The sequence below is a fragment of the Burkholderia cepacia genome, assembly GCF_001039005.1.
Taxonomy (GTDB): domain Bacteria; phylum Pseudomonadota; class Gammaproteobacteria; order Burkholderiales; family Burkholderiaceae; genus Burkholderia; species Burkholderia theae.
Genome location: NZ_LDWR01000188.1, coordinates 1 through 520, shown reverse-complemented (window position 1 = coordinate 520; position 520 = coordinate 1). Strand labels below are relative to the sequence as shown.

Here is a 520-nt window from a genome sequence, read left to right as displayed (position 1 = left end):
GGATGCGGCAGAAGACGAGGCTCTGCGCGTTTTCCTCAGGCAGCAGTCGAGTTGGTCAAGCACCAACTACAACTCGCATCGGTGTTCACAGAACACTCCATGTAATTAGACGGGAGCGATGGTAATGGCTCGCTGTGCGAAGCGTCAACCCTTTTGTCAGGCGTTATTTCGAGAAACGTAATCGGGTCGATGCGCGCGCGCCGGATCGCCGGATTGCCGGCAATGAAACGGCCGCGCGCACGCCAGGTCGGCATGCGCGCGGCCGCGTCGAAGCAGGGTGCCGGTTACTGGTTGGCTGACGCCACGGCGGCTCCTGCGTCGACGATGCCCGAGCCTGCCGGCATCGCGGTGCACGACGTGCCGGCCGCCAGCTTGGTCGTGCGCGCGCCGCCTTGCAGCTTCTGCTGGATCTGCGCGGGCGTGAGGTTGCCGTTCACCGACAGCATCAGCGCGGCGATGCCCGTCACCTGCGGCGTCGCGAGGCTGGTGCCGTTCGCGAGGCCGTAGGTGTCCGTGCCCG

General features: G+C 65.8%; 1 protein-coding gene. It reads right to left on the bottom strand.

Features of this window, described 5'->3' with window-relative positions:
• Window positions 1-284: 284 nt before the first annotated feature.
• The coding region (locus VL15_RS39010) for a S8 family serine peptidase (RefSeq protein ID WP_048252220.1) at window positions 285-520 on the bottom strand (236 nt) is incomplete at its 5' end.